Source organism: Gemmatimonadaceae bacterium (assembly GCA_020852815.1).
Classification (GTDB): Bacteria; Gemmatimonadota; Gemmatimonadetes; order Gemmatimonadales; family Gemmatimonadaceae; genus SCN-70-22.
The window spans coordinates 1-25,198 of sequence record JADZAN010000041.1 but is presented as its reverse complement, the minus strand read 5'-3'; the positions used below and the strand labels follow the sequence as shown (position 1 = coordinate 25,198).

Sequence of the window (25,198 nt, the reverse complement as noted above, 5' to 3'; positions counted from 1 at the left end):
TGCTCGCGCGTCAGATGCTCACGGCACCACCTTTTTAGGCGATTGCTGCTTGATCTTCTCCATGTACTTCTGGAAGAAGAGCTTGTGGATGTCCATCATGTTGATCTCGCGCCCCTGGATGTACGACTGGATGATGTTGCTCGTCATGTCCAGCGGCGTCCCGGTCGTGATCAACAGCGTTGCCTCCTTCCCCACCTCCAGCGAGCCGACCTTGTCGGCCACGCCGAGGAACTCGGCGGCGTTGATCGTCACCGACTTGAGCGCTTCCTCCTCCGGGAGGTCGAACGCCACGGCAACGCCCGCCTCCCACGGGAGGCGATTGCTGTAGAGTCCACCCGAGCCGCCGGCGATGGCGAACTTGACCCCTGCGGCGTGCAGCCTGGCCGGAGTGGCGTACGCGCCGTCGTACCCCTCGTAGTCGCGTTCCGGCGCCGCCATGGTGGACGTGAGGATCACCGGGACGTTCTCGGCTTTTAGCCTGTCGGCGGCGAAGAGTGCGTCACGCCCGCCGCGAATCACCAGCTTCACCTTCTCCGCCTTGGCCCAGGTGATCGCGTCATTGATCTGCGCCGCCCCGTCCGCCGCCACGACCACCGGGATGGCGCCGTCGAGCGCCGGGATCATCGCCGCATAACGAGCGTCGGTGCGCACGTCCTGGCCGCTCTTCACGGCATCGCGATACGCCCGCGCCTCGCCGAACCAGTCCTTGATTTGTTGCACCTGCTCGGCGTAGGTCTTGGGGGGCGGGCCACCGGCACCGCGCCCACCCGGGCCGCCGCCGAAGCCGCGGCGCGGCTGCGCAGTGGGGTCGGGCCACCGCACGTTGAGCGCGGCCGCTCCCTTCATCGACATCTCCTCCCACGTCCACCCTTCCAGCGACAGCGCCGACGACAGCCCCGAGATCACCCCCCCCTCGGGGGTGCTGAACGCCACGAGTACCCCCGCCGAGCGAGTCGTCCCGATGTGCCGGCTCTCGGCGTTCACCGCGATCTCCGGGCGCACGTTGGGGTTGAAGTCGCCCTGCTCGGTGATGTCGTTGGTGACATCCACCGCCCCCACCTCGGTGATGCCTAACGTGGTGTAGGCATCGAGGAGCCCGGGATAGATGTGCTTTCCGCTCACATCCACCACACGGGCACCGGTCGGGATGGCCACCTCGGCACCGCCGATCGCCGTGATGCGCCCGCGATCGAAGACGATGACACCGTTGGTGATCGTCCCCTTGGTGACAGTGTGAACCGTGGCGCCGCGCAGCACCACCGGACGGTCCTGCGGCGGGACGGTCATGCGCTCCTGCGCGCGCAGGGCACACGGTGCCAACATCGTCGTTGCCGCCATCGCGAACAGTGCGCCGCGCACCGTGGAGGTCATGAGTCGCATCGTGTCGAGCCTCGAGAGAAAGGAGCGAGTCATCAGCGGGAGCCCTCCGTGCCGCGCGGGCGTGCGGCGGCGCCTGCCGCCGCGTTCTCAGGCGGGGCGGCCGCCAGCACCGCCTGGATGAGCTGCGCGCGCTGCCGCGCCGTCTCGGCACGCAGCGCCTTGTCTTCGTCGATCGAGAAGTAGCGACGACCGTCGACCCACGTCTGCTCGGCCTTGGTGAACTGCGAGAGCGGGTTCCCGTTCCAGATCACGAAGTCGGCGTCCTTCCCCGACTCAAGTGAGCCGACGCGGTTGTCGATCGCGATCGCCTTGGCCGACTGGTTGGTGACGGTGCTGAGCGCCGCGACTTCCTCCACGCCCGTGCGGAGGAGCTTCCCCGCCTCCCAGTTCATGCGCGTCGAGATCTCGGCGTTGTCGGAGTGCAGCGACGTCACGACGCCGGCTTCCATCAGCAATCGCGCGTTGTACGTCGTGTTGTCGTACGCCTCCATCTTGAACGCTCCCCAGTCGCTCCACACCACGGCCGCCACCCCCGACGCCTTGAGTTCGCTGGCGATCTTGTAGGCTTCGACGCCGTGCTGCAGCGTCTGGATCCGGAAGCCGAACTCCTCCGCCAGGCGCACGAGCGCCAGGAACTCATCGGCGCGGTAGCCGTGCGACGAGACGAGGAGCTTCTGGTTGAGGATGTCGAGGATCGCCTCCATGCGCAGGTCGCGGCGCGGCGGGATCCCGGTCTTCTCCTTCTCCCAGCGCTTCCACTCCTTCTCGTAGTCGCGCGCCGCCAGGAAGTGGTCGCGGATGATCTCCTGCGTCCCCATGCGGGTCTTGGGATAGCGCGTGGGGCTGCGCTTGGGGTTCTCGCCCAGCGCGAACTTCACCGTGCGCGGCGCCCCCGCGATCTTGTACTCGTCAGGCAGCGACCCCCAGCGGATCTTCACGTACACGTTCTCGCCCCCTATCGGGTTGGCCGAGCCGTGCTTGATCATCGTGGTGGTGAGCCCGCCGGCCAGCTGGCGGTAGAACCAGATGTTGTTGTGCGTGATCACGTCCCCCATCTGCACCTCGGGGACGATGGCGAAGCCGGTCTCATTCACGGCACTCACGCCGGAGTGCGTGTGCGGATCGATGAGCCCCGGCGTGACGTGCTTGCCCGTGGCATCGATCTCGACGGCACCGGCCGGCGCCGAGAGCTTCTGACCCACGCGCACCACCTTGCCGCCCTGCACCAACAGGTCGGCGTTCTCGAGGCGTCCCTGCGGTCCCTGCGTCCACACCGTCGCATTGCGCACCACCACCGCCGCCGGCTGCACCGGGGGCGCGGTGCGCCCGAACTCCATCGACGGGCGCATGAAAGGGAGGTCGAGCTTGGGGACCTTCACCGCCACCGCACCGCGCGCCGGCCCTTCGAAGGCTTCGGTGCGCGTCCCGCGATAGGTCGCGTCGGTGCCGTTAGGCAGCGACAGCCAGCCGAAGAACTCCGCATCGCGCACGGAGCCGGCCAGCAGCATTGCCCCCTCGAGGCCCACGGCCTCGCCGGGGAAGGTCGCCTCCAGTCGCCCGGTCTCGGCGGTGATGCGCGCCGAGGTCAGGTTCACGGGGCGACGCCCGCTGATCTCGATCGTCCCGCGAATGCGGTTGAGCGGCCCTTCCAGGCGCAGCGTCGCGTTGGTGAAGGTACCGGGATCGGACGACGCAATCGTCCACGTCCCGCGCGGGTCCACCTGCGGCGGTCGCGTGACGCCGTAGCGCGTCCCCTGCACCCACACGTCGCGCACCGCCCCCTCCTCGGTGAAGAGGTCGCCCTCGCTCACCACGAGATTGGCCGCCTTGCCGACGGCGATGGTCCCGTGCGTCCGCTCGATGCCGAGCCACGCCGCGGGGACCGTTGTCAACGCGGCCAGCGCCTTGTCCGGCGCCAGCCCGCGCGCGACCGCTGTGCGCAGGTTGGGGAGGAACTGCGCCAGCGACGACAATCCATCGGCGGTGATGGCGAACGGCACGCCCGCCGCCGCCAGCTGCGCCGGGTTGGTCGGCGCCAGGTACCAGTGTCGCAGGTCGGCCAGCGTCGCATTCGCCGCCGCCTCGGGGCTCGACACGTTAGGCGCATCGGGGAAGGCCAGCGGGACCACCAGCGGCTGCGTGCGCCCCTTGAGCACGTCGATCAGCCGGTACTCCTGCCCGCTCCCGCGGAACCACGGCGTGAGCTTGTAGTCCTGCGCCAGTTTGTAGGCACGCAGGTACTCCTCCTCGCTGTCGGTCTCGAAGAAGACCGGCTGCTGTCCCTTCACCGCCTTCTGCAGCGCGGCCAGCGCCTCGCTCGTCTCCGGCGGGAGCAACGAGCGGCCGCTCGCCTCGTACGCCCCCCAGGCGCGGATGTACCACTCCGCGTCCATGAACGTCTGCTTCATCAGCGCGATCGTCCCCATCGCCGAGTTTGGGTACATCCCGCCCAGCGCGAAGGAGCGCTGGAAACCGATGGCCTGTGCAATGTCGGGGCGCAACACGCGCTCGCGCGCACCGGCATCGCCGAGGTTGAGCACGCTCGCCGCGCCGCGGAAGATTCCCTGCCGCGGCACCGCCAGCGCGGCGCCAAAGCCGAGCGAGCGCAGCGCGATGCGCCGCGTGGAATCGTCCTTGAGGTTGGCCGTGGTGCTGAACCAGGCGCGCACCTGCGGATTCCAGTGCGTGGGCCCCACGTCGCCCCCTTGTGGCGGTGCATCGCCGCCAAGGTCGGCCGAGGCATCGATGAAGCCCGGGTAGACCGTGAGCCCCTTGAGGTCCCACACGCGCGCACCCGCTGGCGCGCTCACGTTGGCACCGACTGCGGTGATGAGGCCGTTGCGCACGACGATCGTCGCGTTGTCGATCACCTGGCCCGGGGCCGTCACCACGCGCGCACCAACGAGGGCGTGATACCCCGTGGAGTTGTCGCGCAGTCCGGTGACCGGTTGGGTGCGGGATGACTGCTGGGCCTCGAGCGAGCCGGCGACGAGCACGGCGATGCCGAGGAGGAAACGAGACGCTCTCACGAAGGGCTCCGTGGGGTGGCCGGTTCGGCGGCCGTCGGTGGAGTTGAGACGGGGACTGGTCCGTATGCTACGCGCAGGGGGGGCCGGGCGTGGCAGGGCGGACGGGATATGTTGGCGATCGGGGCGGCGCGGGGCAAATCGCCGCGCCACCCTGGGAAGTGCCGGAAGTGAAGGAACCCGCGGACTCTTACCGCAGGTAATCCGGCAGCAAGTGCTCCACGCGCGCGCGCTGCGCCGGCGTGAGGTGTCGCGCCCCGCGCACCACACCCACGCATCCGTGGGCCCCGCAGTGACATCGGAATGGCTCCGCCAGCTTCTCTTCCGTCGTGTTGTAATCGAAGGTGACAGAATCGCCGGGGGCGATGTCGCGCAGCGCAATCACCTCGCACTCCACGATGCGCGTGGTGGGCTCGCAGGCGTGGTTCATGTAGCGCCAGTAGAAGCGGCGCACGCGGTCGGTCGCGTCGCGTGCGCCACGCTGGTCGAGATGCCGGTCACGCCCGACCTGCACCGAGTACTTGGACGGGGTGCGTGACTCGAACCCCTCGATGCGGAAGAGGACCGTCCCCGCCTCGGTTGCCTGCACCGCAATCAGTCGCCGTTCCGACTGCTCCACCAGGACGCCGACCAGCGGGTTGTCGGTCGCGAGCACGGCACCCGGAAGGTGCGGTTCGTCGGTCGTGACCGCCTTGAGGGCGCGTGACGCATTGGTCTCTTTCATGGAACGGAAGAATGGTGGTGTCGGGCCGCGCGCGCTACGCCCTTCCTCGATTCCTTGCACCATCACCGGCAGACAACTCGCCTGCTGCCGCATTAGTACGAAGAACGACTCCAGCGGGTTCATCACCAGCGTCGGGACGTATCGCGTCGCCGTCCGCGCGAAGCGTTGCACCACGTCGTTCTTCAAAGGGGAGCGCCGAGTGCCTTCTGGTTGCGCACTATGCGCGGCGTGTCATCGAGGCTTTTCGGGTAGCCGCAGCAGATGGGATCGTACTTGATGAAGGTGGCAGGATAACGGCAAGATCAAGTGCCTTGAACACGGAGGAGGCACGGAGGCACGGAGGGGCACGGAGGAGGTCCATCGTCCTTGCTTTCCTCCGTGTGACTCCGTGTCTCCGTTTCCCTCCGTGTCATGACGATCTTGACATTGAACTTCCTGGCCCGACACCCTCGCTGGGTCAGGCGGCGCTCAGCAGAACGGCAAGGTCAAGTGCCTTGAACACGGAGGAGGCACAGAGGCACGGAGGGGCACGGAGGAGTTCCAGTGTCCTTGCTTTCCTCCGTGTGACTCCGTGTCTCCGTTTCCCTCCGTGTCATGACGATCTTGACCTTGAACTTCCTGGCCCGACACCCTCGCTGGGTCAGGCGGCACTCAGCAGAACAGCAAGATCAAGTGCCTTGAACACGGAGGAGGCACGGAGGCACGGAGGGGCACGGAGGAGGTCCATCGTCCTTGCTTTCCTCCGTGTGACTCCGTGTCTCCGTTTACCTCCGTGTCATGACGATCTTGACCTTGAACTTCCTGGCCCGACGCCCTCGCTGGGTCAGGCGGCGCTCAGCAGAACGGCAAGATCAAGTGCCTTGAACACGGAGGAAGCACGGAGGCACGGAGGGGCACGGAGGAGGTCCATCGTCCTTGGTTTCCGCCGTGTGACGCCGAGCAGGATCGCGGGGACGGGGCCGCCCTCGACCGAGATGGCGCCTCACGCAGCGGGCACTCGACCCAGGCCCTGTCGCAGGCGCGGGCCACGATCTCACGCCGGACTTGCGCGCTCGCGATTTGTTCTACAAACTAGTACTTATGCCGACACCGACACTCGGAACACTCGAACTCGCCGCACTCCTGGCCGTCGCTCGGCTTGGGGACGACGCCTACGGACTCGCGGTGCGCGCCGACCTCTCGGAACGGACGGGGCGCGACTACTCCGTGGGCGCGGTGTACACCACGCTGCAGCGACTCGAGGAGAAGGGCTTCCTTCGCTCCCGATCGAGCGCGCCGCTCCCTGTGCGCGGCGGGCGATCGCGGCGCCACTTTACCGTCACGGCGGCTGGCGCCCGCGCGCTGCGCGAGGCAGAGCGGAACGCGGCGGCATTGTGGGCAGGGGTTGGACCGCTCACGCATCCGAGGCTCGCATGACGAGATACCGCGCCGGCGCCCGCGAGGCGCACGAACACGAAGCGCACGTCAACGCCGCACACGCCGCGGGCTCGAGCCGGCACACGCTCGTCGAGCGCTCCCTCCTGGCGTTAGGCGCGGACCCCTGCTTCCTCGATGGTGTCTTCGGCGACCTCGCCGAGGAATACGCGCATCGCGTCTCCAGCGACGGACGCCTGGCGGCGACGGCGTGGCGGGCGCGGGAGCTCATACGCTCGGCGCCGCACCTCGTCGGGAGTGCGCTGCGGCACGGCGGCCCGCGCGCATACCTGCGGCTTGCCGCCCTCATCGCGATCCTCGCTCTCACGCTGGCGGTCGTGCTGGTCGCGGTCAGGTCGCGCTACGGCGTTGCCGTGAGCATCGACGCCGGACCAGCCTTTGCAGCCGACGGCATCGTCGTGAACAACGCCCGGCCGGTCCAGCTCGAGATGCGTGTGCTCAACCGGGCCGGCTACCGCCTCGATGCCGACAGTGTGCGCTTCGCCTGGAGGTCGGGTGCACCGCTCTCCATCACCGCACGCGGCGTCCTCACCTGCACCGAGCGGGGCGACGCCCGCGTGCGCGCCACGCTCGGCGCCATCTTCACCGACGTCGACGTGCACTGCCGTCCCGTCCAGGAGCTGCGCGCCGCCACCTGGATCGACTTCGTCGCCGGCGATTCCACGCCGCGCCACCTCCCGTTCGAGGCGATCGGTCTCGACGGCCAGCGGGTGACCGAGTTGCGCGGCGCCACGCATCTCTCCAACCCGGCCATCGCTACGCTCGACGGCGCCACCGTTCGCGCAAGGCAGGAAGGGGCCACGATGGTGCGCGTCGAGGTGGGCGAACAGGAGGCGCGCATGATGCTCGTGGTCCACGCGCTCGTTCCCTCGTTCGAGTCGCTGCGCGACGACCAGCGCTTCGTGGCGCGCCCGGTGCGCCTGGCGCGCGGCGACACGCTGCACTGGCAACTGCCTAACGGTTCCTACTGGCTCAAGTACATTCCCCGTCGTGCCGGCGAGGCGCCCCCCACCATCACCGTCGCCGGTGCCATCGGCTGCATGCCGGGCGACGGGATCAGGGCGTATCGCCTGCCGGTGGGCATCTACGGCGCCTACTGCCTGGTGCAGCGCGACGGGAGCGCGCGCGTGATGCTCGCACACGGCGAGTCGGGCGCCGAGTGGGTGGAGGGGACGGTGGCCATCCAGCGGATGGAATTGCGCTGAGTCAGCGTTGGCGCGGGTGCGTCATGGCACCAGCTTGGGCCGCACGATGAACATCAGCGCATCGATCGTGTTCGCCGGCCGGCACGGTTGGAAGTCGAGCGACCCGCAGACCGGCGCCGCCCCCTGCGCCCTGGCGCCAGGAATCACGGGGACGGTGAGCACTGACGGCTGAGCCGCTGTGTGGTAAACCGTGTTGCGTCCCGGCTCGCCCGCGGGGTGGAACCCCCAGTCGGGCTGCGCAATCGGCGACGGTGCCATGATCGTCACCTCGAGGCGGTGCCCCTCCCGAATCACGGCGCCGATGGGCGGGAGCGACATCCGGATCTCGTAGATCTTTCCCGGCAGCAGCGGCGCGCGCCGGGTGAACGCGTGCCGTATCGCATCGGGGCGCGAGCGCTTGATGTCAATCGCCCGCATGGAGGCGCGCAACAGTCCGCGCTGCAGGTACTGCACGTCGCCGTTGGGGTACAGGTCGTGCAGGTCGACCACGAAGTCGGCGTCGTCGTGTTGCACGCTCATGTAGAAGGTAATCTGCGGCGCGCCCAGCATCGTGAGGTCCGACGTCAACGGCGCGCTGCGGTAGACCAGGACCCCTTCCGGCTCCACGGGGAGCGCAAACTGCGCGTTGCTCCCGATCAGCTCCGTCCCCGTGGGGTAGGTGTAGCTGCGCGGTGCCGTCTGGGCCGCTGTGGACGGTTTGTCCGTCACCAGTTGCGCATCTCCCGTGAGGTAGAAGCGCTGCATCCGGGCTTCCGGCACCGGCCAGGAAGCGTGTCGCGTGATCCAGTTGGGCGTCGAGGTGCCGCCGCCCAGCGCCGTCCCTCCCTTGCGCGCCACTTCCCAGAAGACCGTGACCGGTTCCTCCTTCTCCACGCCATTCTCGGTCCCCTTGAGCCAGCGATCGAACCAGCGGAGCTGATCCTCCTGGAAGACCTTCTGCCCCAGCACCACCCCGTGCCCGCCAGGGAGGACGTACAGCCGCTTGGGCACCTTGAGGCGATGGAAAAGCGTGATGCCGCCGGTGACCTGCGTCTGGAAGTCCTGCCATCCCATCCCGACGATCGTCGGGACGTTCACGCGATCCACGTACGACTCGGTGGCGCGCCGCTTCCAGTAGGCGTCGTCGAACGGGTGCTGCTGCACCTCGCGCACGTAGTCCGTGGGCGGATGCGCCTTGGCGTTAGGCTCGCACTCCGTGTCGCCCCAGCCAATGCGTGCGTCCATTCCCGCTTTCGACAGCGCCGGCTGGTAGAGCGTGAACCAGCGCGACGTGAAGCCGATGTTGAACATCCCGCCGGGATAGAGCGCGTCCTCGTAGACGCTGGCCGTGATGCTCGATGTTACCAGCGCCTTGAGCGCGGGCGGGCGCCTGGCCGCCACGAAGTACGCCGTATGCGCCGGATACGACGAGCCCCAGAGCCCGACCGCCCCGTTGCTCCACGGTTGCCGCGCGATCCAGTTGACGATCTCGGCGCCATCCGCGCCGTGCGACTCGCCATTGAGGAAGGAGAAGGTCCCTTGCGAGCAACCGGTCCCGCGCACGCTCACGCCGATGAAGGCGTAGCCCTTGTCGGTCCACGTGGGATTGGGCCCCGACCCCGCGGCGACGTAGGGGTCGTATTGCATGATCGTCGGGTACTTGCCGTCGCGTGCCGGACGATAGGCGACGTAGGCAATGCGGACGCCGTCGTGGAGCGTGATGTAGCCGTAGTCCCGGTGATAGGCGGGCGGCGCTGGAGCTGCGGCCTGCTGGGCGTGGACGCCTAACGACGGGGAGAGGATGGCGACGGCGAGGGCCAGCGCGAGACGGGGCATGAGTCTCCCTTGGGGTGCGAGCGCGTAGGGACGACGATGGGGGGTGTGGCCCAAAACTACCTGATCGTTGACGAGGGGGTGGATCATGTCAGCGCCGACTACCCCGCGATCCACTCCATCACCGGTCGCGCCAGGAACTCCCCGACGTCGATGCCGTCGCCACCAACAAGCAGCGTGCGCCTGATGCCGAACGCCTCACGGAACGCTGCGAGCCCCGCCGGCATCTCCCGCGATCGTCCGCTCTTCACTTCGACGGCGACCACGCGGCGCCCCGCCGTCACCACGAAGTCGACCTCGCGACTCCGCTCCCGCCAGTAGAAGACTTCGCAGTCACGCGCAGCAGCGGCATTGATCAGGTGCGCACCAACCGCCGACTCAGTGAGACGCCCCATGAACTCACGGTCGGCGCGCGCCTCGTCGAACGACAGCCCGGTTACCGTCGTCATGAGCGCGGTATTGAACACTTGCAGCTTGGGACTCGAGCCGCGACTACGTGCCGCATCGCCAGCATACTTCTGCAGCCCGCACACCAACCCCGCTCCCTGCAGCAGGTCGAGGTAATGCGCCAGTGTCGTCGTGTTTCCCGCCTCTTGCAGCTGTCCCAGCATCCTGGTGTACGAGAGGATCTGACCGGAGTACCGGCAGGCGAGTTCGAACAGCCGTCGTAGCAGCGCGGGCTTGTCCACGCGGGTGAGCAACAGGACGTCGCGTGAGACCGACGTCTCGATGAGGCTGTCGGCAATGTAGCGGCGCCAGCGATCGGGCTCATGGATGAGCGCCGCCGCCCCCGGATAACCGCCGAAGTACAGGTACTCGTCGAGGGCAAAGCCGAAGGCGTCTCGCATCTCCGCGAACGACCAATGTGGCAAGTGCAGCAGTTCGAAGCGGCCGGCGAGGCTCTCGCTCATCCCATGGGCGATGAGCAACGGCGCAGAGCCGAGGAGGACGACCTTGAGTGGGCATCGCTGCCGCGTGTCCTCGTCCCACAAGCGTTTGACGGTCTCCGACCACCCGGGAATCTTCTGGATCTCATCGAGCGCCAGCACCGCTCCCACCGCACCCCCGTCGCGAGCCGCAACGCGAGCAACCTCCCACTGTTGGGCGATCCAATCCGATCCCCGAAGTGTGGGCTCGTCGGCGCTCGCGTAGCGCACCGTCGGTGCGAGTTCACGCGACACCTGTTGGACGAGCGTAGACTTCCCCACCTGACGTGGTCCCGCCACGACTTGGATGAAGCGCCTCGGCTCGGCGAGACGACCGGCGAGCACCGCGCCTTGGGGGCGTTGAAAGGACGGGATCAGATTACTCATCATATTGAGTATTTTTACTCAACGTACTGAGTTCCGCAACGGCCTCGCGCGAAGGGACCTTCCGATCTCGTGCGAGTACGCGCGCTCCACTGACCTCCAACGTGGGGTTCGCTCACACGCAGGTAGCTCGCACCACGCGCAACAGCTGCAGCACTCGCGCACATGAGAACCGGCGGAACGCACGAGCGCCCCGCCGGTCTCGCACCACACAGCGCCCCCCGAACGCTATGACGTCTTGAGGTTCGGGTTGTTGTCCAGCTCCGTGCGCGGCACCGGATAGCACACTTGTGCCCCTACCGATCCGAAGCCGGTGCGCCAGTACGGGCTCCCGGCCACCGGAACGTAGCGCGACGCGGCGACGGGCTGGCGACGCCAGTCGGCCATGCGCTTCCCCTCCAGCCAGAAATCATACCCCTTCTGGTAGAACAGCTCGGCCAGCACGGAAGCGGCGTCGGTTGCCCCGCTGTAGGGCGGCTGCCCGGCCGCCGCGCGCTGCCGGTCGATGAGCGCAAGTTGCTGCGTCACGTTGTCCGACGCCTCGGCGGCGATGTATTCGGCTTCCAGCTTGGAGGCGAGGCGCAACGGCGAGGCATACGACGGGAACTTCTGCTGCACCACGAACGGCCCCGCCGCCTGGTCCACCGCCGTGTACGAGTGCTGCGACGGGAGGAGAAACTTGATGCGCGGGTCGGTGGTCTGGTAGTACGGCGGGACGCTGATGGTGCCGCGATCGACGATGAAGCGCCACATCGCGTTGGACAGTCGGGCGCGGTTGGCCAGGTCGTCCTGATACGTGAGGTTGAAGGAGAAGCCGGCCGGGACGAGGTTGGCGTCGGCCAGTGCACCGGCCCGGTCACCTTTCTGCAGTTTGGCACGGGCGCGCCCGACGAGTGCCGCCCGCGCGATGTTGAGGCCATCGGCGGTGGCGTTGGCCGTCCCCACGTCGACCCCCTTGGTGAACCAGAAGATCGCCGAGTCGAGGAGCTGGTTGGTGGTGAGCGCCGGGCCGGCGGAGAGCGTCCCGCTGCAGAAGTCGATGGCGAGATAGAGGATGCCGTACGCCCGGAAGGTCGCCCCGCGCGCCAGGTTGACGTTGGTGGTGGGCGTGGGGAGCGAGAGGTCGAGGAGGATCTTCCCCGACGCAGCCACCAGCTGCAATCCGGCCCACCGCGCGGCGAGCGTGGCGTTGTCGACCGAGACCTCGCGCTTCCCGAACTCGTTCTGCGACGAGCTGGTCTCGATGATGTAGGTCTCGCCGGTGAAGTGCGACTCGAACATCGCACTCATCCCCAACTCGGTGGCGAAGTTCTGCTGCGTGGTGTTGGCCAGCGTCGCCGCCGAGGAGGCCGGATCGACCGTCGCGGCGTCGATCACGGTGGGATTGGTCACCTCGAGGAACTTGTCGGTACACGCCGTTGCCGCGAGCAACAGCGTCGCGCCACACATCGCGCGACCCATCGTGCGCGCGACCGCGCGGGGGATCGTGGTCATGGTCGTTGTCATGCACAGCATGGTCATGGTCCTCCGCCGGTCAGAAGGTGAAGTTCACGCGGAACAGCGCGCGACGAGGGTTGGGAAGGGTGAAGAAGTCGGCGCGCGAGAAGTTGCCGCTGTCGGTCACGACCTCGGGATCGGGCCCTTCATAGTCGGTCCACAGCTTGAGGTTCTGCATGGCGAACTGTAGCGACGCATTCTGGATGCGGTTGCCGAGTGCGTCGCTCAACCGCTTGGGGACGAGATAGGTGACGGAGAGTTCGCGGAAGCGCAGGAAGTCGCCCGGCTGCTCCCACGCCTCGTAGACGTCGTTCTGCGTGGCCACGACGCCGGACTCGGTCACGAAGGCCGGCTTGCCCGGGGTGTCGTTGCCGTACCGGCGCAGGCGTTCGCGTCGCGACAGCTTGTTGGGATCGAGGCGATTCTGCCCGCGCACGAGCTGCGTCTCGCGGTAGAAGTCGGTGAAGTTGTCGGTGATGAAGTCGCGCTTGGCGTCGAGGAGCGCGCTGATGCGGAACTGCTTCATCACGGTGAAGGTGTTGGTCAGGTTCCACTCGAGCGTGGGGTAGAGGTTCCCCACGGGGGAGACGGTGTCGGAGACGACCACCACGCCGGTGGCCTCGTCGATGGACTTGATGCGCTTGGCGACGTACACCCCCAACTGCTGGCCGAGCATGGCGCGCGTGTGGGAGAAGCTTCCGCCAGGCGCAAAGGCGGCGACGCCGCCCAGGTCCGTGACCTCGTTATGCAGCGTGTTGGCACCGAGGCGGACGTCCCACAGGAAGTTGGTCGCCGAGATCGCACTCGCATTCACCGCCAGTTCCAGCCCGCTGTTGAGCACCGAGCCGATGTTCTGCAGCGGGTTGCTGTTGAAACCCAGCGATGGCGCGATGGGCTTGGCGATGATCAGGTCGTCGGTGACCTTGTGGAAGTACGTGAGCTCGGCGGAAATGCGGTCCCTCCAGAACGAGGCGTCGAAGCCAGCCTCGAACTCGGTCCCGCGCTCGGGCTTGAGGTCGGCGTTGCCGGGATTCCCCGGGTTGGCGCCGTTGGAGGTGGTGCCGAAGATGTTGTACGGCGCCGAGACGAGGGTGGTGAGCGCGGCCCCCGGCGCGGGCGAACGCCCCGTGGTCCCCCACGCGGCGCGCAGGCGCAACGAGTTGATGACCTTGGTGAAGCCCTCGAAGAATGGCTCCTCGGAGATCGTCCACGTGGCGCCCACCTTGGGAAGGACGAAGGCCGGGGCCGCCGACCCGAAGGCGGAGTTCTTGTCGACGCGCACCGCCATCTGCAGGAAGAGGCGGTTCTGGTAGCCGAGTTGCAGCTGGCTGAGGTAGCCATACTGCTTCTGCGCGGTGTACGAGCTGCCGCCCGTGGTGGTGGCCGCCGACGTGACCGCGTTGTTCTCGTTGGTGACAAAGCCGATGCCGGTCGCCGACGTGAGCGTGTTGCGCGTCGAGACGACCTGCAGCCCGACGGAGAGGTTCCCCTCCCATTGCTTGTTGGCGCCGAATGTCCTTCGCATGTTGCCGAGATAGTCGACCGTGTACCGCTCGGCGCCGCGCGCCTGGCGATTCATGCGCCCCGCGTCGAGCTGGCCGCCGTACCAGGTGCTGTCGTTCCTCGGGTTGAACTCGAACTGCTCGTCGGAGGCGTAGTCGACGCCGAGCGTGATGCGGTTGGTGAACCAGCTCACCGGGAGGTACGACGCCGTGAGGTTGGACATCGTGCGGTGCGTGAGCATGCGATTCGTGATGGCGGCAATCGCGTTGTAGTGACGATTGTAGCCGAACCAACCGTCGGCGCTGTTGGCCGGGTTGTCGGAGCGCGTGAGTGGCGAGCCAAGCAACGCGCCGGCAATCCATCCGTAGAGCGAGTTGTCGAGATTGGGGAGTTGCGTGCGGTTCTGCCCCAACCCCAGCCCGAAGTCGATGGTGAGGCGCGAATCGGGGACGTAATTGAAGTTCGACCGCACGTTGTAGCGCGTGAGCCCGCTGTTGGCCAAGGTCCCGGTGGCGTTGTCGGCACCGAAGGAGAGGTTGTAGCCATAGTTCTGTCCGCCGCCGCGGCCGCCCCAGCCCACGCTCAGGTCCTTCCCGGTGCGCAACACGTTGTAGCGCTTCCACACGTTGTCATGCACCAGCGTCCCTACCGGTTGCCCGCGACAGAGCGGGTTGGTGCTGTTGGCGGCGACGAGGGCAGCGGTGCAGTTGCCGTAGCTGTCGGGGGGCATGTAGTTCTGGTCGGTGGTGCCCGACTCCAGGCGCAGCGACTGCACGAAGCGGTTTCCCCCTGGGCGCCCCTTCTTGGTGATGATCTGGATGACGCCCGCCGAGGCGTCGGCGCCGTAGAGCGTGGCAGCCGCCGGCCCCTTCACCACCTCGATGCTCTCGATCTCATCGGGGTTGAGGTCATTCATGCGGTCATACGATTGCCCGCTCACGTTGCCGTTGATGGGCCCCTCGTTGATGCGCACGCCGTCGATGAAGAGGAGCGGCTGGTTGGAGAGGTTGACCGACGACGCACCGCGAATGCGGATCGTCTTGGCCGTGCCCAGGACGCCGGAGTTGGAGGAAACGGCAACGCCGGGAATGCGCGACTGCAGGACTTCGCCCACGTTGCGGATGGGGGCCTCCTTCACGATCTCGGCGACGGTGAGCGAGGCCACCTGCGCCGATTGCGCGCGCCGCTCCTGGTTCCCCGCCGTCCCCGTCACGACCACCTCGGAGAGCTTGGCGAGCGAGGCGGTCATCGCCACGTTGAGGGTGACCGTCTCTCCCGATTGCACGCGCACCGTGTCGCCAGCGGCCTTGTAGCCCAGCCGGAAGACGGTGATGGTGACGCGCCCCGGACGCACGTTCACGAGGCGGTAGTCGCCCGACGCATTGGTCGAGGTAACGAGCGCCGTCCCGACGACCGTGACCCTTGCCTCGGCCACCGGGCCCTGCGTGGCGGCATCGGTCACGCGCCCAACGATGGTCCCCGTTTGCGCCTGGAGCGCGAAAGGGACCACCAGGACGAGACCTGCCGCCAACTGCAACCATCGCGATACCGCGGGTGCACTGCTGACCTTCATGGGCATGAGTTCCTCCGTGCGGAACGAGGCGGACAGCGCGCCGGGCAGGGCGCCCACGGCGCGCTACCCTAACGATTCAGCGCTATTGTGCCGCTCGGCCGAAGGCGTTGTCAATACGCTTGCAGCTCGCGCGCTGACAGCCTCGACCGCTCGGAGGGGGGCCACGCATGCCGTGGCGCGTCAGTCGTAGTGCGACGGCCGCACGAACTTGATGCGCGTCCCGTTGATCGCGGTGATTTCGCCGGCCCATGCCTTCCGGTAGAGCGTCTTGAGATCGCCACGGTCGGCGGCCGTCATCTTGCTCCTGGCGCCGTAGTTCATGATGGTGAACGGCTTGTGCTTGCCGAAGATCTCGCTCGACCATTCGCGCTCGCTGATCTTGGCAAAGAAGTGGCGCAGCCCGAACACGTGGCCGAACTCGTGGGCGAGCGTCTCCACCTGCTCCTGCTCCGACTGCTCGAACATCGTCGGATAGATCAGCAGCTCGTGGCGCCCCGAATCGGGGAAGAAGGCCGAGGCCAGTGTGCAACCGTTGATGTCGCAATCGGCGGCGTTGCGCAGCGAGACCTCGAAGTCCCATGCGTCCTTTCGCTCGGCGAACTTCACGGGAACCGCGTCGCCCCACTCGAGCAGCGCCTTTCCCATCATCGCGCGGATCTTCGCCTTGGCCGCTTCGGGGTTGGCGAAGGCGCGAATGGATTGCGCCTGGAAGCGCCAGCGCAGCGTGCTGTTCCTCGCCCAGAGCGGGATGAAGCCCTCGGAGCTGTCGACGACGATGCGCACGCGGGCATCGTTGTTGGGGGTGGCGAAGCCGCGCGTGTCGGTGACGCACTTGATCCGCTTGCCGTAGACGTGCTGCTCACCTTCGCGCGCCCTGGCCGCTTCATTCGGTGCCAGGAGTCGAAACGCATCTCGGTCGGAGGGAGATGCGGCCGCGCGCTTCTTCGCGCTCCGCGAGGCGGTCCGTCGAGCACTTGCCATGCGACCTCCAGGTGTGAGGGGGCGTGCATTCACGGGAGAGCATGAAGCGCCCCGCCGGCGCCGTCCAGATGGGCGAGGCCAAGGCATCGATGGGAGCGACGGCGCCCGAGAGGGATGGCTGCCGAGGCCGTCTCACGCCATCTTCGTCGCTCCGCGCACGGCGCCGGTGTACGACGCTACCGACCTCGTGCTTTGAATCAGGGTGTCCCGGGCGTCATACGTTGATATGATGACCACCGCGGGAACGCCGAGTGACCGCTGCGTGATCGCTGAGTGATCGCTGACGCTTTGCCAGTCCAGAGTGCCCTCATGTCGCTATCCAGTCCCCGACCGTCAGGGTGCCGCGTGCGCCGCTTGCGCCCCGCGCTCGTCCTCGCCCTCGCGAGTTCCGCGGGGTGCTACTCGTACCAGCCCATTCAGCTCAGCGAGATCAGCCCCAACACGTCGGTCCGTGTGCAACTGAGCGGGATGGCGGTGGAGCAGCTGCGCAATGGGAAGAGCAACGAGGCGCGCCTGCTCGAGGATTTCTCCGTCAGCGGCGCCGTGTCGCGCGTCACGGGTGACAGCGTGGTGCTCTCGGTGCAGACGACGCAGTCGTCGGACGCCATGACGCGCCCGGTGACCTTCTACCAGCCGCTCCCGCTGGCGCGCAGCGACTTTCGCTCGGTGGAGGTCCGCAAGCTCGACCGCAAGCGCACGACGATCACGTCGGTGGTGCTCGGCGCGCTGGCGGTGAGCGCGGCGACCTATGCAATCATCCACGGCGGCGAGTCGTCGGGGACGACGCCGCCGAATGGAGGGCCTAACGAGGCGCGCGTCCCCTTCCTGTCCTTCCGCATTCGCTGAGGTGAGCGGACAACCGCAACAACCAGAAGCGGGACACGGAGGTCCTCGGAGGTGTCACGGAGGTACACGGAGGACGTCAGCGATTCCGCCGCACTCCTCCGTGTACCTCCGTGACACCTCCGTGAGCCTCCGTGTCGAGCTTTTCGGTCTTGAACGCTCTCGTCCCCAGCCTTCGCTGAGGCAGGCTTCTAGTCTCTACGAGACCACATTCGGCCGCTTCTTCACTTCCTCTGTCGACGGCTTGAGTTCCGGGAGCCCCGAGGCCTTGAGGATCGCATTCAGTCGCGGTAGCCGGCTGTTCATCCCCTTGTTGATCGCCGCCACCTGGTCGTCCAGCAACTTGCTGAGCGTGGCGTAGGCCTCCTGCGCCTGCTTCGTCGGACGGTATTCCCCCTGGCCCACGACGCCGGCCAGTGCGGCGATCTGGTTGTTCAGCTTGATGGGATAGTTGAGCGGGTCCTGCGAGCTCTGGTTCTTCACCTGGTAGACCTCCTGCTCGCCCGCCGACATCTCGCCCATCATCTCCCCCGCCAGCTGCTTGAACTCGTTGGCCTGGGCGCCGGTGATCTTCCCGTTTCGGTCGTTCACCTGCGCGCGCATGTTGCGCACGAGGCGCACGGCGTTGTTGGCCTCGGTGGTCTTGTCGCGAATGGCGATGAGGAGCCTGAATTGCGCCTGGAGGTCGGCGTCGGTCGCGTCGCTGCGCGGGTCGCGCTTGAGCCTGAAGGTCCGCGTCTGCGCCGCGTCGTCGAGCGCCTTCATGCGCACGCTGTACGTCCCCGGCGGTGCGGTGGGGCCTGTGGTGCCGGCGGCCCACATGATCATCCCGTCAAAGCGCACGGCGTCGGGATAGTGCATGTCCCACGCGAAGGTGTTCATCCCCCCCTTGTTCGGCACCCGCGCCGGGCGCGGCGGGCGCGAGAAGAACTCCTCGAAGTCGATGTTCTGCATCATGGCCGACGGGTCGGCAAAGCGCGCGGTCACGACCTTGGTGGCCGAGTCGCGCGTGAAGCCGGCCTTGTTCACCATGGAGTCGATCGCGGCGGCCTTCAGCCCTTCCGTGCGCAGCGAGTCGGCGGCCGTCTCGGCGTCCTGGTCGCTGGTGAAGGCGGCGATCGACTTGCCCTGCGCGTCGAGGAACTCGAGCGTGACCTTCTGGTTGGGGCTCTTGAGGTAGTACTGGATCAGCGCCCCGCCCGGCGGGTTGGCGCCGACCCCACCGCCACCACCCATCATCGCCATGAGCTGGGCGAAGAAGCCGCCGCCCCCCTCGGAGCGGATCGCATCGTTAGGCTGGAAGAGGTGCGCCACGCTGGCCGGCACCTCGGCCGTCAGCTGCCGCAGCGCCGAGATGTTGTCCATCACCCAGAAGGAGCGCCCGTGCGTGGCGGCGATCAGGTCGTTGTCCTTGATGCGCAGGTCGTGCACCGGAACCAGCGGGAGATTACGGCGCAGCGAACTCCAGTTGCGCCCGTCGTCGAACGAGACGTAGACGCCGCGCTCCGTGCCGGCAAAGAGGAGGCCGCGACGCACCGGGTCCTCGCGCACCACGCGCACGAAATGCTCGGGGGCAATCCCGCTGACGATGCGGGTCCAGCTCTTCCCGTAGTCGGTGGTCTTGTAGAGGATCGGCGACTTGTCACCCAGCTGGTAGCGATTGGCGGCAACGTAGGCGGTGCCGGCATCGTAGTTCCCGGGCTCGATGATCGAGATGCGCGTGAAGTCCCCGATGTCCTTCGGCGTCACGTTCTCCCAGCTCACGCCGTTGTTTCTCGAGATCCACACCAGGCCATCGTCGGTCCCGACCCAGAGGATCCCCTTCTGCAACGGCGATTCGTCGAAGGCGAAGATGAGCGCGTAGGTCTCGACGCCCGTCTGGTCCTTCGTGATCGGGCCGCCCGACGCCTCCATCGTCGACGGGTCGCGGCGCGCGAGTTCGGGCGACACCGCACTCCAGCTCTCCCCTTCGTCGGTAGAGCGGAAGAGGCGTGACCCGGCGGCGTAGAGCACCTTGCTGTCGTGGCGCGAGAAGACGATGGGGAAGGTCCACTGGAAGCGGACCTTGATGTCCTTGGACGAGAAGCCCATCGGGTTGATGGGGTACACCGTCACGTCGCGGGTGAAGCCGGTGTTGAGGTCCTTGCGGGTGAGGAGGCCGCCGTAGGAGCCGGCAAAGACGATCCCCGGCTTGGTGGGATGCGGGGTGACGTAGCCCGATTCACCGCCGCCGGCATCCTTCCAGTCGGAGATGTTGACGCGCCCCTCGCCCCGGCTGGGCCCGCACAGCGTCGAGTTGTCCTGCTGCGCGCCGCAGATCTGGTACGGATAACTGTTGTCGGTGTCGACGTGGTACATCTGCGCCGTGGCAAACTCCTGGTCGGTCCACGTCTTGCCGGCATTGGTGCTGACGGTGGCGCCGCCGTCGTTGGCCTCGATCATTCGCTGCGGATCGTTGGGGGCTATCCACAGGTCGTGGTTGTCGCCGTGCGGGACGTTGATCGCTTCCGGGAACGTCTTGCCGCCGTCACGCGAGCGGTAGAAGCCCACGTTGAGGGCATAGACGACGTTGGTGTCCTTGGGGTCGGCCACGAGGTTGGAGTAGTACCAGGCGCGCTGGCGCAGCTTGCGGTCGCGGTTGATGTAGCTCCACGTGGCGCCGGCATCGTCGGAGCGATACACGCCGCCGGAGTCGTGCTCGATCACGGCCCAGACGAGCGCCGGCTTCACGGGCGAGACGGTGAGGCCGATCTTCCCGATCACGCCGGTGGGAAGCCCCTTGGCCGTCTTCGTGAGCGAGGTCCAGCGTGCGCCGCCATCGGTCGACTTCCAGATCCCGCTCCCCATCCCGCCCGACGACATCGCCCACGAGGTGCGATACGCCTGCCAGGTGGCGGCGTAGAGGATGTCGGGGTTTGACGGGTCGAGCTGGATGTCGATGGCACCGGTGGAGTCGTTGACAAACAACAGCTTGCTGAACGTCTTGCCGCCGTCGGTGGTCTTGTAGACGCCGCGCTCCGCGCCGGCGCGGAACGGGTTCCCGAAGACGGCCAGCCAGGCGATGTCCTTGTTGGTGGGATGAATTCGGATCGCCGCGATGTGCTCCTCCCTGAAGCCGAGGAGCGACCAGGTCTTTCCGCCGTCCGTCGTCTTCCAGAGGCCGTCGCCGCCGGCCGTGTTGCCGCGGATGTCCGTCTCGCCGCCGCCGACCCAGACGATGTCGGCGTTCTGCGGGTCGACGGCGATCGAGCCGATGGTCCCGCCGAAGTATTTGTCGCTGGCGGCGGCCCAGTTGTTCCCGCCGTCGGTCGACTTGAAGACGCCACCGCCGGTGGTCCCCATCCAGTACTCGTTAGGGCGCTGCACCGACCCGGCCGCGGCCACCGAGCGTCCGCCGCGCGCCGGGCCGTGCTCGCGCCAGCGCAGGGCGCCGAAGACGGTGGAGTCGAAGGTCAGCGGCCCGGTGGGCGCCGGCTGGACGACGGTGGCGCGAACGCCGGCCGGGCGAGGCGCTGGGCGGGCCTGGGCGCCGGTTACCGCGAAGGGGGCGACAAGCGGAGCGACACAGGCAATCGACAGCAGGGCCGCTCGCCAGGAGTGGCGGGCTCGGATGCACATGCACTTCCTCCGGAATTGCGGAATCTTGGGGGCAGAACTTCAGCCCGGCGAAAATCCGAAGCGGGCGGGGGTGGCGCAAGCGGAGGTTGGGGAAGAATCACCCACCGTCCCTGCATACGCCCACTGTCCCTCCCTGCGCCCACCGTCCCAGCCTGCGCCCACCGCCCCAGCGTACCCCCACCGTCCCAGCGAAAGCTGGGATCCATTCTTCCTGGCGTCGCTCGCCACCCCCCGGAGGCGCGCTCCCGTGGCAGCGGTCGCGACGTCGCCCGCATCGCCCTACTTTCCCGCGCATGACGCCACGGGTATGGGACCTCGCTGCGATCGCTCCCCGGGTCGCGACGATGATGGAGCGGTGGAAGGGGACGACGGCGAACGAACAGGCCACGCTGCAGGGGTTCGTCCTCGAGCTGTGCGCCGCCCTGGGGGTGAGTGCGCCGACCCCGCCCACGGATCACCACCGATTCGAGTATCCGGTGCAGGTGGTCGACCGGGACGGCAACCTCGCCAACAACCGCATCGACTGGTATCGCGCGGGACACTTCGCCCTCGAGGGTAAGGCCACCGGGCAGGGCATCCAGGACGACCGACGCATGCGCGCCAGCTCGGCTACGAACCGACCGTCAACTTCATGCAGTTCGCGATTCCCCGCCGCGCGGAGGGCATGTCCGCCACAGTGAAGATCGACCTGCTCACGGGGCCTGTAGCGGAGTCAGATGCGGCGCTCGTGCATGTCAAGTCAATGCGCGTGCGGCCCGTGAACGGACAGAGTCGATCGTAGTCACTGTCCTCCATCCCTTCACCTACTTCATCCTCAAGCTCTTCGCGCTGCGCGACCGACTCACGCGTGCCACCGATAGGAAGCAGCGCTACCACGCGCTGGACCTGTTCGCGGTGTGGGCATCACTGACCGAGGACGAATGGAATCAGGTGAAGGCATGGTCGCGGGAGCACTCGGGAGAGCAGCGCATGCAGGAAGCGCAATCCATCTGTCTCGAGTTGTTCGGTGAGGCGACCGCGACCGGCGTCATCGCGCTTCGCGACCAGATGCGGCTCAGCAACTGGTCGTTCGACAGTGGAGACGCCGCGCGACATCTGGAGGACTTCCGGCGCGATCTGCTCGAGTTGATCGCAGAGAGAGCGTCACGGTGACGTACGCCGGCCGGTTCGCGACCGAGGTAGTTTCAGTCACCGGCACCGGCTGAGCGTCCGGGCGACGGCGATTCCGCTGCTGCATCAACGTCTCGCCCGGGCCTCGGCATCGCCGGCATCGCCCCCGAAATCATCACCCCGTTCACCATCCGCGGCGCGCGGAACTCCCCCGTCGCCCGCAACGGCAACCCCGCCGCGCTCTCGCTCACCTCGAACTCGAGGATGAAACGCGCGCCACCGCCCGGAGCGTCGTCGAGGGCAACGGTCGCGCCGTGCTTCTCGACAAGCGCGCGCACGACGGCGAGCCCGATCCCGCTCCCGCCGCTGGTCCCCGCCTCCTTCCCCAGCCGGACGAACGGTTCCCACAGTCGCTTGCGATCGTTGGACTCGATGCCGGGTCCCTGGTCGCTCACGGTGATGCGCGCCACGCTCCCGATGCGCTCCAGTTCCACGCTCACCGTCTGCCCCGGGGGGCCGTACTTGAGCGCGTTGTCGAGGAGGTTGACGATGACCTGTCGCATGGCGCGCGGGTCGACCATGGAGAAGATGCGCGACGGCGCGTCGGCCAGGATGCGCATCCGGCGCTGGTCAGCCATGGGGACGTAGCCCTCGACCACTTCCTCGATCAGTTCCCCGAGGTCCGTGCGTTCGAGTTCGAGCCTGGCACGGTCGGCGTCGATGTGGGAAAAGAGGAGGATGTTCTCCACCAGGTCACCCAGTCGCCGCGCCTCGCGCGAGATGATGTTGAGCCAGCCCTGGCGCTCGTGTGCGTCGCGCTCGCGTCCCAGCTGCAACGTCTCGGTGAACATGCGGATCTGCGCCAGCGGCGTGCGCAGCTCATGCGAGACGCTGGCCACGAAGTCGCGCCGCGCCCGCACCAGCGTGTGCTCACGCCACAGGTGCAACACGGCGGCGATGGCGAGGAGCGCGGTGAGCGTGGGAAGGAGGAGCTCGATCGGGGCCTCGACCCGGTGCTCCCTCCCGCCCAGCTCCCAGGCGAAGGCAATGACGTTGCGCTGGTTGGCGCGCAGCCGTTCGCGCACGGTCTGCACGAGGAGCGGGTGCAACGTGGCGACGAAGCGCACGCCGCCGGCCGTCGTGCGATACTCGAACGTGCCGGAGATCCCGCCGGGAATGACGCGACGCGATCGGTACAGCTCCTTCCCCTGCGGCGTGAAGGCGGTGATGGAGATGAGCGAGTCGGTGGAGTAGGCGGCGCCGTAACGCCAGCTGGGGTCGAGGAGCGAGGGCGGGAGGAGCGGCTGCTGGGCAAGGATTCGGTTGCCGCTCACCTCCCAATGTCGCAGCCGGTCGAAGATGTAGCCGAACCAGGTGATGACCGAGCCGTCGGCGTCGCGGTGCATGGCGATGACGACGGTGATGGGGACGCCGTTGAGCATGCGGTGGCGCTGCGCGGTCTCGTTGCGGTAGAGCCGGGGCGGCTCGACGTCGGCGAGCGCCGAGTCGACCTGGGCACGCACGTCGGCCCGCCGAGCAGAGCCTAACGCCTCGAACGGTGCGCCGGGGCGCGCGCTCATGCGGAAGTAGCCGGCCAGCGAGTCGCCCCCGACATCGTAGCCGTCGCCGTCGAGGACGTCGCGCACGGTGGCGGCAAAGTCGACGAGGGTGACGGTGGTGGGGGGGCGCTGCGGGGCGGTGAGGACGGCGGCGGCGGCGCGCGTGCGCTCGGACACGCTCACGGCAAAGGCGCGCTCGCCGAACAGTCGCGCGGCAAAGAGGGCGTACTCCGTGAGCGCCTCGTCGGTGGCGCGCGCGTGGCTCTCCCGGCTGCGGCGCAGCTGCCGCCCGGCAATGATCGACACCGCCATCATCGCCAGGAGCAAGAGCGAGAACAGGACGGTGGGGACGCGGGGGACGATCGCGCGGGCCCAGGCGCGCGAGAGGCGGGCCGGCAGGCGCGCGGGGGCGCTCATCGTGCGCCCCGGCGGGGGCGAGCGCTGGCCGCGAGGCGCAACGCGCCAGCGCCGCCGGTCACGCCTGGCCGCGCAGGATGGCGCCCACGCGGGCGCGCGTGGAGGCGCCGAGCTTGAGGAGGACCGCCTCGGTGTGGTTGCGCGCGGTGAAGGTGCTCAGCCCCAGCGTCTCCGCGATCTCGGCGTTCGAGAGTCCCTGGGCGAGGAGGCGCGCCACCTCGACCTGGCGATCCGTGAGGCCGAACCGCTGCTGGAGCGCCTCGTCGCCTAACGCGCCGTTGCTGTCGGCCGTCTCGTCGCTGGTGGCGCGGCGCAGGTGCGCGCCGATGCGGGCCATGAGTTCGACGACGCCGAACGGCTTGGTGACGTAGTCGTCGGCCCCGAGGCGGAACCCCTTCACCTTGTCGGCCTCGAGGCCGCGTGCCGAGAGAATGAGGACCGGGGCGTTGCACCCGCGCGCGCGCACTTGCTCGAGGACGTAGTAGCCGTCGCGGTCGGGGAGCCCCAGGTCGAGGACGAGGAGGTCAGGGACATCGCGCATCGCCGCCTCGACCGCCGCGGCCGCCGTCCCCGCCACCGTCGCCCTGTGCCCCTCGACCTCCAGGTTGCGCTTGAGGCCACCGGCGAGGTCGACGTTGTCTTCGACGATGAGGATGCGCTTCATGGCAGGGGGACTCGGTTCCGGGGGGGGGGGAGCGCTGCTCGGGGGGAAGGTGTGGCGGTCCGGGTCCGGGTTCGTGGGTAATTCTACCCAGCGCGTGCGGGGGGGGTGGGGGGTGGGTGGGGGGTGGGGGGGGGGCGATTTGAGGTCAGTTCCGAATTGGGGTCAGAGTCACCGAACCAAATTCTCGCTGACTCTGACCCCGATTCGACCTGGCCCCGTTCCCCCGATTCTCCCAGCGTCCCGCAGCTAAACGCAGCTGAGCGCAGGACCAGCCATCGGCGCTTGGCGGGCGGACAGGGCCCTCCGCGCACTTGGGGTCAGAGTCACCGAACCAAATTCTCGGTGACTCTGATATGAAGCGACCTGTCAAGTGGCGACGTGGTCAGGGGGGTGGGAGTGGGGCGTACACGGGCGTGGGGCGGGGCGAGTGGACGGCGGGACGCGGCGCGCGACGGCTGATCACTCTGATATGCGCGGGTTGGGCCGAAGCCGTACCGCAGGATCGTGATCCGTCGGGCGCGACCGCGCACTGACGACGCGAG

At 67.8% G+C, this 25,198-nt stretch carries 16 protein-coding genes; 5 read left to right on the top strand and 11 right to left on the bottom strand.

Annotated features, from left to right (window positions below; translation table 11 throughout):
* Positions 1 to 18: 18 nt before the first annotated feature.
* The 3 genes from IT359_19635 to IT359_19625 all read right to left on the bottom strand — a co-directional run bounded on the left by IT359_19635 (position 19) and on the right by IT359_19625 (position 5,316).
* The gene (locus IT359_19635) at positions 19 to 1,413 is read right to left on the bottom strand and encodes an amidohydrolase family protein (GenBank protein ID MCC6931210.1); all 1,395 of its coding nucleotides are present in this window, start codon (positions 1,411 to 1,413) and stop codon (positions 19 to 21) included.
* Positions 1,413 to 4,409 (bottom strand): amidohydrolase family protein, encoded by a 2,997-nt coding sequence (locus tag IT359_19630; protein MCC6931209.1) that lies wholly within the window; start codon positions 4,407 to 4,409, stop codon positions 1,413 to 1,415. Before IT359_19630 ends, IT359_19635 begins: the two co-directional genes overlap by 1 nt.
* 187 nt (positions 4,410 to 4,596) lie before the next feature.
* The gene (locus IT359_19625) at positions 4,597 to 5,316 is read right to left on the bottom strand and encodes an SET domain-containing protein-lysine N-methyltransferase (protein ID MCC6931208.1); all 720 of its coding nucleotides are present in this window, start codon (positions 5,314 to 5,316) and stop codon (positions 4,597 to 4,599) included.
* Between the two features lie 894 nt (positions 5,317 to 6,210).
* Here IT359_19625 and IT359_19620 point away from each other — a divergent pair.
* Positions 6,211 to 6,546: a helix-turn-helix transcriptional regulator gene (locus tag IT359_19620; GenBank protein ID MCC6931207.1), complete on the top strand. Its 336-nt coding sequence runs from the start codon at positions 6,211 to 6,213 to the stop codon at positions 6,544 to 6,546.
* Positions 6,543 to 7,769, top strand: a complete 1,227-nt coding sequence (locus tag IT359_19615) for a hypothetical protein (GenBank protein MCC6931206.1) — start codon at positions 6,543 to 6,545, stop codon at positions 7,767 to 7,769. Before IT359_19620 ends, IT359_19615 begins: the two co-directional genes overlap by 4 nt.
* 21 nt (positions 7,770 to 7,790) lie before the next feature.
* Here the strand turns inward: IT359_19615 and IT359_19610 are convergent, their stop codons facing one another.
* The 5 genes from IT359_19610 to IT359_19590 all read right to left on the bottom strand — a co-directional run bounded on the left by IT359_19610 (position 7,791) and on the right by IT359_19590 (position 16,445).
* Positions 7,791 to 9,584: a CocE/NonD family hydrolase gene (locus IT359_19610; protein MCC6931205.1), complete on the bottom strand. Its 1,794-nt coding sequence runs from the start codon at positions 9,582 to 9,584 to the stop codon at positions 7,791 to 7,793.
* 98 nt (positions 9,585 to 9,682) lie between these two features.
* On the bottom strand, positions 9,683 to 10,807 hold the full coding sequence (locus IT359_19605; protein ID MCC6931204.1) for an ATP-binding protein: 1,125 nt from the start codon (positions 10,805 to 10,807) through the stop codon (positions 9,683 to 9,685).
* A 312-nt stretch (positions 10,808 to 11,119) separates the two neighbouring features.
* Complete coding sequence (locus IT359_19600) at positions 11,120 to 12,385, bottom strand: hypothetical protein (protein ID MCC6931203.1); 1,266 nt, start codon at positions 12,383 to 12,385, stop codon at positions 11,120 to 11,122.
* Positions 12,386 to 12,425: 40 nt separating this feature from the next.
* The gene (locus IT359_19595; protein MCC6931202.1) at positions 12,426 to 15,470 is read right to left on the bottom strand and encodes a SusC/RagA family TonB-linked outer membrane protein; all 3,045 of its coding nucleotides are present in this window, start codon (positions 15,468 to 15,470) and stop codon (positions 12,426 to 12,428) included.
* 174 nt (positions 15,471 to 15,644) lie between these two features.
* The gene (locus tag IT359_19590) at positions 15,645 to 16,445 is read right to left on the bottom strand and encodes a matrixin family metalloprotease (protein MCC6931201.1); all 801 of its coding nucleotides are present in this window, start codon (positions 16,443 to 16,445) and stop codon (positions 15,645 to 15,647) included.
* Positions 16,446 to 16,790: 345 nt separating this feature from the next.
* Between IT359_19590 and IT359_19585 the strand changes: the two genes are divergently transcribed.
* Positions 16,791 to 17,291: a hypothetical protein gene (locus tag IT359_19585; protein ID MCC6931200.1), complete on the top strand. Its 501-nt coding sequence runs from the start codon at positions 16,791 to 16,793 to the stop codon at positions 17,289 to 17,291.
* Positions 17,292 to 17,486: 195 nt separating this feature from the next.
* Here the strand turns inward: IT359_19585 and IT359_19580 are convergent, their stop codons facing one another.
* On the bottom strand, positions 17,487 to 20,906 hold the full coding sequence (locus tag IT359_19580; GenBank protein MCC6931199.1) for a glycosyl hydrolase: 3,420 nt from the start codon (positions 20,904 to 20,906) through the stop codon (positions 17,487 to 17,489).
* A gap of 293 nt (positions 20,907 to 21,199) precedes the next feature.
* On the opposite strand from IT359_19580, the gene IT359_19575 reads away from it, so the two are divergent.
* Together IT359_19575 and IT359_19570 are read left to right on the top strand one after the other, a co-directional pair.
* Positions 21,200 to 21,586 carry a hypothetical protein gene (locus IT359_19575; GenBank protein MCC6931198.1) on the top strand — a complete coding sequence of 129 codons (387 nt, stop codon included), beginning with the start codon at positions 21,200 to 21,202 and terminating at the stop codon, positions 21,584 to 21,586.
* A gap of 289 nt (positions 21,587 to 21,875) precedes the next feature.
* Entirely contained in the window at positions 21,876 to 22,058 is a 183-nt protein-coding gene (locus tag IT359_19570; GenBank protein ID MCC6931197.1) for a hypothetical protein, read from the top strand.
* A gap of 32 nt (positions 22,059 to 22,090) precedes the next feature.
* Here the strand turns inward: IT359_19570 and IT359_19565 are convergent, their stop codons facing one another.
* Together IT359_19565 and IT359_19560 are read right to left on the bottom strand one after the other, a co-directional pair.
* Entirely contained in the window at positions 22,091 to 23,992 is a 1,902-nt protein-coding gene (locus IT359_19565) for a HAMP domain-containing histidine kinase (GenBank protein ID MCC6931196.1), read from the bottom strand.
* Between the two features lie 58 nt (positions 23,993 to 24,050).
* Positions 24,051 to 24,656 carry a response regulator gene (locus tag IT359_19560; protein ID MCC6931195.1) on the bottom strand — a complete coding sequence of 202 codons (606 nt, stop codon included), beginning with the start codon at positions 24,654 to 24,656 and terminating at the stop codon, positions 24,051 to 24,053.
* Between the last annotated feature and the right edge of the window lie 542 nt (positions 24,657 to 25,198).